Here is a 6,000-nt window from a genome sequence, read left to right as displayed (position 1 = left end):
AAACAACCCCGCAACAAGAAAAAATAAAATAATGGCGACTGCTATTGATGCGAAGATCCCTATGACATTGAATATTAACGATGCAAGTTTTAGTGAATCATTCATGATCTATCCCCTGCGCATAACGCTTGCAGCATGGGCGGCCACGCAGTGGACGTCCAATGCCTGCACTTGTTAGCACTTTGCATTAAAACTCCTTGCTAAACTCTGGAAGGCCTAATTCAGTTTTTAGTTGCAAAAACCTAGACTCTGAGAATGGCCCTTGAGTAATTTCATCCCAGTTTAAGTATTTATCATCTTTAGCTCGATCAATGTAGAAATATGAGATAGAACCACCACCAATTGGTTTTTGTTTGGCTACTACATATTTTTCGTTGCTTCCGACAGCTATAACTTCTGCTTCAACTCGACCGATTGAGGCATTTTCACTTATTTCGTGATTCAGTGTTCGGTTATCACTCGTATCAATCCATATCACCTCATAAGGGCTATCTTTCCATTCCACACCTGAATCACATGAACAAAGGAATGAGGTAAAAATGATAAGTAATGCTCGTTTCATATTGAGTGCTAACGCCGCGGTTTGGGGCTGACATGGAGCGCCAGCGGAATGGCAGTCCCAGCCGAAGGCGACAACACCGCCTTGTTAAGTGTTTTCATTGCAGACACTGCCAGATACTTTTGTGGTATCAATATACTGCTTAAAATATGGCCACAGCTTAATAGATGAACGTAGATAGAGGGCCACACAAAAACAATAACCACCAACCACACCCAAAATCGCAGAAGCTCCTGGGGGGATTGCCGGCTCAATTGAAATTGCCTGAATAATTGAGGTAGCTATAAGCAGCCAACCAAGCCAATAAAATACAGCCTGCCTTTTTACGAGCCTAGAAATCTCTAGATCTTCGTTTTCTACAAGCCCCTTAAGCCTCTTTAATAATTTATCTTCCGATTTGATGGTTGAACTCCTTTGACACTTAACATTTGAATCAACGAAACAGTTTCGCTTTTTCCATTTCGCATGATTTTTTCGTAAATTTTTGTAAAGCTCTGAAGCCCCCGTTATTCGTGGCCTCTAGAGCTTTACGTTTTTCCTGTTCTGGAAAAAGCGAAATCGTTTCGCCTATCCCAAAAAATACCCCTTAGCTAAGTGCTTGAATTATCTTGGTATTAACCTTATTTCCGAGCCTAGCCCGGGATCACCGAAATAGTTTCGCGTTTTTGGAGTTTACAAGAGGAGTTACGCGTCGCCTATACTGTATTTATATTCAGACTTTGTATTTTTCTATGGGTACACACCCAAGCCCCACCTGCAAAACTCCTTAGTTTTATGGATTGATTTCGAGCTTATACACACTCTCACTAATTGTGTTGAATAGTTGCGTTACGCTAACGCTTATTTTTAGCCCGTACTGCCGAAAGCAGCCGAATAACGCTTTCTGCAGTGATTTTTATGAGTAGTTAAGCCATCCGGCGTCGCCGCTTTAGCTTTCCTTTTGTGCTAAAAACGGCATCGCCGCGACTGTTTATCCTTTTATTAATTTCTCAGCTTGGAAATTGGTTCATTGGACTTTGGTGGTGACCATAAACCTTGAGAGTTGGCGAAACGGCTCACCATAAATCGGCTCTTACACTGGCAAATTTTACAGGTGCAAACAGCTGTATCCATGTTGATGCAGGGCTTTAGCTGGGAAGTGTTGAAGTTTAAGTAGAACTGGGCAATCGCCGTGGGAATTAAAAGGTGCGCAGTGCCTGCTATGTTAACGGCCTACTGCCGCATGAATGGGCTAATTGAAAGCGATGGAGTGTTGGGAACATGGTTTAGCATCACCCCCAACAATCCCGAACAGCTCCAGCAAAGGAGAGGGAAAGAGCCGTTAAAATTCAAACTCCAGATTCACCTTAACGGTTGTATCCGGCGTGACATTATCCAAGCCAGCATAGGCCCCCACTTGCCAAAAAAATCCCTTCCGGCCACCCATACGGACATTACCCATAACCACCGGGCCGGTTGCGCGGGTATCCTGGGCTAAAAACAGTTCCCAGCCGGGCTCAAAGGCGCGGCGGTAGCGGTATTTAATCTGGCCGTTGAATTCGGTTTCGAGCTCTTCCTGACTACCACTGCCCCACTCGTAAATCACAGAGCCGTTGGCCACTGCCCACCAGTTGCTCCACTCATGGGCGACGATCAGCGTGGTCGCGGCCTCCCAGATATTGGCTGAAAATTCGCGTTCCAGCTCCACCATCACGCCCCAGTCGTTGTTGTATTCGCCCTGTTCGGTGAGCTGCCACTTGCTCTCCAGCTCGAAGCCTTCAGTCTCTGAGCGACGGTGCTCCCCATCCTGCACCAACAGGTAGGCCTCGGTAAACCAACGGTCACTCATTGATTGGCCGTAACCAAATTTATGCAGCTGCAGGTTATTGGTATCGTCGTGAATAACACGGTATTCCAGTTCGTGCTCCAGGGGTTGCACGTAGGGGTCGTAGATTTTATCCACGGTTAGGCCATCGGCCCAGGCCGAATTGACCAGGCTGGCACTGCTGATGACCAAAGCCCATGCAACCCGGTTGACAACACTGGGCAAAGAGGGAGCGTTTAGGAGTAGGTGACGATAACAGTTCATTGCGAATCCGTCGGTTTTACAGAATTAAAAAAGAGCTGGGTGGCCAGTTGTGCGGCCGTCGCCAGAATAATTGCCCCCCAGTAGATGGTCGCCTGCAGTGCGGTGGGGGTCGATTCGTAGCCGAGCACAGCGTAGGCCAGGGTGCCAACGAGAGATTGCTCCGGCAACAAGCCGTTGCTGTTCCAAATGGGCAGGCTGGTGGGCAGCCAGTCGGCCTGCATTAACAGTTGCGTGGCCTGGGAGACCATGCCAGCGGCCACAAAGGTGAGCACCAAGCGCACCAGCAAGCCGCCCAGCTTTTCAGCCAGAGGCAAAAGCAGGTAGTAGACAATACCACCCACACTAAAGCCGATCATCAAACCGATAAAGCCACTAAGCAGCGGCTTAATAAAGCCCTCATCCGAATGCCAAAAACCGCTGTAAAAGAGCAGAATTTCCACCCCTTCACGAATAATCGCCAGCGCCACCATCACCCCTGCCAGGCTGGCGACCAACTCGGTTTTGGCAAACCAGGGCGAGGAGCGTAGAGCCAACAGCACCAACAGCAGAATAAAGATAAGGTACTGCAAACTGGCATTGACCACCTCCTGGCCAACGTAATCAAACCAGGTGGAAACCGCCGGCAACTGCCACATATAAACAAAAGAGCCGACCAACCCCAATACTAACGCCGGCAGTACCCACAAAGCGGAATGGCGAGTATTGAGCAGCACCAACAGCAGGCTGATCAGCACGCCGGCTTCCAGAGTCTCGCGCAATACAATAATGACCGCGTCTAACAGCATTATTCGTCCTTCACGATAATTTTGCCCTGGGCAGTGGAGAGATTAAATTCCCCGAAAAAGGGGTACTCACCGGGCGCCAGTGGGCCGATAAAAATCACCGCGCGGCTGTTGCCAAGCACAACCTTTTCGCGATTGAGCTCGTAGCTTTCAAACTCTTCGGCGGTGGCATCTTCATTAATGACCACCAATTTTATTTTGGTGTTGGCCGGCACCATCAACTCCGCCGGGTAGAAGAGATGGTCGCGAATGTGCAGCTCTATCACCGGCGCCGCCACGGCTACCTGGCTCAATAATAGGGCCGCGGCCAATAGCAGGCTGCGCCAGAGCAGCGAGTGTTGTTGTCGAGAGTGGATCATACCGATTGTTATTTTGCCTCCGGCAAATTGACCGTAATTTTCAGACCATGCAGCTCGGCCGACTGGCCCAGAGTAACCTCGCCTTTGTGGAGTTGCACAATCTGTTTGACGATAGCCAGCCCCAACCCACTACCCACCACCTTCGAGGGGTGGCGATCACCACCCACCCGGTAGAAGCGATCGAAGGCGCGCTCGCGCTCGGCCACGGGAATACCCGGGCCCGAGTCCTCCACCGAGAGGCTCACCAGCTTGCCCACCCGCTGCAGATGAACGCTGATACTACCAGCCTCCGGCGCGTATTTTATGGCGTTATCAATTAAATTTTTCACCAGGGTCTGCAGAGCAAAATGGTCACCTTTCACGGTCACATCTTCAGCCAACAGTTCAATCGTCTGCTGTTTGTTCTCTACCGCCGGGTAGAGATCGACTATCACCTGTTTGATAAGCGCGGTAAGGTCGATCAACTCCGACTCGCGCACCAGCTTCTCCGGCGTTAGCCGGTGCAACGCCAAAATCTGTTCGATGGAGTTTTCCATACGCAGCACGGCTGCCTCGGTAGCGGAGATGTTGTCGTTGTCGAGTTGCAGCTCGCTTTTTAAATTGTAGAGGTGCAATTTTAAAGCTGTGAGTGGGGTACGCAGTTCGTGGGCGGCGTCAGCGGTAAGCTGCTGCTCGCGGTTGAAGGCGTCGTCCAGGCGTAGCATTAACACGTTAATTGCCGAGACCACCACGGTCATCTCTTTTGGGTAACCGCGTAGGGGGAAGGGCTGCAGGTTGGCGGCGTTGCGTGACTGCAGCAATTTCGCCAGGGATTTCAACGGTGCCAGGCCGTAGCTGACGATCACCCAAATTATGATACCGAGCAGGGGCAGCATCCAGATGATGGGCAGAATCGATTCGATAATCATCTGTTCAATAATGTGGCGGTAGCGGGCATCGCGCCGGCCCACCAAAATGGTGTGGTCATTTTCATTGACGGTAAGTACCCGCCAGCGTTCACCGCGAAAGCTCAGCCAGTGATAACCCGGCTCGCCAATCGCCAAGGAAAAGACCGTTTCAGATTCCGCCCAGTCGCGGCCCGCGTTGGATTGCCACAGCCGGAAGAGGTAGTTTTCATCTGTGTAGTTTTGCGGCAGCGCCACCCCTTGGGTAAGCATATTGGCAAGGAAGGCACTCTCTTCAGATAACTCTCTATCCAAAATTTCGTTGCCCTCTTCCATCCCCTTTTGGTAGCCGGTCAGCGCCGCCAGAAAGTTCGCCAAGCAGATGGTGGAGAGCAGCAATATGGCCAGGTAACGGCGGATCGATCGCACAGGCGGCTACTGAGATTTTTTTACGCTGTAGCCAACGCCGCGCACGGTTTGAATAAACCCTTCCGGTAATTTCTTGCGCAGGTTGGAGATGTGTACCTCCACGGTGTTGCTGGCGATCTCATCGCCCCAACCGTAGAGTTTGTTCTCCAACCCCTCTTTGGTTTGAATGCGGCCAGCATTTTCCATTAGCGCTTTCAGTAGGTTGTATTCACGGCGGGTTAGGCTTAACGGCTCGCCATCGATGCTGGCCATATGGCTGGCCAGATCGAGAGTGACACTGCCGCTGGTAATACAGCTGGAGTTGGCGGTACCCACCCGCCGCGACAGCACCCGCAAGCGGGCGGAGAGTTCCTCAATAGCGAAGGGTTTACAGAGGTAATCGTCAGCACCCAGATCGAGGGCATCCACCTTATCGTTGATGTCGTCGCGGGCGGTGAGAATCATCACCGGCAGTTTCGGCTGGGTGCGCCGAATTTTAGCCAGCACCTCAGTACCGTCCATGTCGGGCAGACCCAGGTCAAGCACCACCATATCGGGCTCGACGGTTGTTAAATCATCCAGTGCCGCCTGGCCGGTAAAACAGGCCTCGACGATATAACCTTCGGCGGTAAGTACGCGCACCAAGCCATTGGAGAGAGCAACATCATCTTCGACCAGCAGGATTTTCATGGTTACCTTCTTTTTAAGTTTTGCCCAAGGCGTCCTGCATTGGGCAAAAGTCGCCAACCCGGCACAGGTCCGTGTTGGCTCGCGCAAGCGGGGGCGGTATCTCGCTGTTTACCCATTTCCCTTTAGCGCTTTTAAGTTTTGCCCAAGGCGTTCTGCATTCCCCAAAAGTCGCCAACCCGGCAGAGGCTCCGTGTTGGCTCGCGCAGGCGGGGGCGGTATCTCGCTATTTACCCATTTCCCTTTAGCGCCT

General features: G+C 51.3%; 6 protein-coding genes. All 6 read right to left on the bottom strand.

The genetic code is table 11. The features are described from left to right. Positions 1 to 187 precede the first annotated feature (187 nt). Complete coding sequence (locus tag SBL51_RS20980) at positions 188 to 562, bottom strand: hypothetical protein (RefSeq protein ID WP_317933122.1); 375 nt, start codon at positions 560 to 562, stop codon at positions 188 to 190. 1,318 nt (positions 563 to 1,880) lie between these two features. After that, on the bottom strand, positions 1,881 to 2,627 hold the full coding sequence (locus SBL51_RS20975) for a hypothetical protein (RefSeq protein ID WP_317933121.1): 747 nt from the start codon (positions 2,625 to 2,627) through the stop codon (positions 1,881 to 1,883). Continuing rightward, on the bottom strand, positions 2,624 to 3,412 hold the full coding sequence (locus tag SBL51_RS20970; protein ID WP_317933120.1) for an FTR1 family protein: 789 nt from the start codon (positions 3,410 to 3,412) through the stop codon (positions 2,624 to 2,626). Before SBL51_RS20970 ends, SBL51_RS20975 begins: the two co-directional genes overlap by 4 nt. Next, positions 3,412 to 3,768, bottom strand: coding sequence for a cupredoxin domain-containing protein (locus SBL51_RS20965; protein ID WP_317933119.1), 357 nt, complete (start codon positions 3,766 to 3,768; stop codon positions 3,412 to 3,414). The genes SBL51_RS20970 and SBL51_RS20965 overlap by 1 nt, the downstream gene beginning before the upstream one ends. Positions 3,769 to 3,776: 8 nt before the next feature. Beyond that, complete coding sequence (locus SBL51_RS20960) at positions 3,777 to 5,081, bottom strand: sensor histidine kinase (RefSeq protein WP_317933118.1); 1,305 nt, start codon at positions 5,079 to 5,081, stop codon at positions 3,777 to 3,779. A gap of 6 nt (positions 5,082 to 5,087) precedes the next feature. Next, on the bottom strand, positions 5,088 to 5,750 hold the full coding sequence (locus tag SBL51_RS20955; protein WP_317933117.1) for a response regulator transcription factor: 663 nt from the start codon (positions 5,748 to 5,750) through the stop codon (positions 5,088 to 5,090). Positions 5,751 to 6,000 lie beyond the last annotated feature (250 nt).

The sequence above is a fragment of the Halioxenophilus sp. WMMB6 genome, from assembly GCF_033283405.1.
Lineage (GTDB): Bacteria > Pseudomonadota > Gammaproteobacteria > Pseudomonadales > Cellvibrionaceae > Halioxenophilus.
Note: the sequence above shows the minus strand (reverse complement) of the source record. Positions and strands in the feature narration are given on the sequence as shown.

Excerpts from the sequence above, each read along its gene's own strand:
- SBL51_RS20980 (WP_317933122.1), bottom strand. The coding sequence starts at position 562 with ATGAAACGAGCATTACTTATCATTTTTACCTCATTCCTTTGTTCATGT.
- SBL51_RS20975 (WP_317933121.1), bottom strand. The coding sequence starts at position 2,627 with ATGAACTGTTATCGTCACCTACTCCTAAACGCTCCCTCTTTGCCCAGT.
- SBL51_RS20970 (WP_317933120.1), bottom strand. The coding sequence starts at position 3,412 with ATGCTGTTAGACGCGGTCATTATTGTATTGCGCGAGACTCTGGAAGCC.
- SBL51_RS20965 (WP_317933119.1), bottom strand. The coding sequence starts at position 3,768 with ATGATCCACTCTCGACAACAACACTCGCTGCTCTGGCGCAGCCTGCTA.
- SBL51_RS20955 (WP_317933117.1), bottom strand. The coding sequence starts at position 5,750 with ATGAAAATCCTGCTGGTCGAAGATGATGTTGCTCTCTCCAATGGCTTG.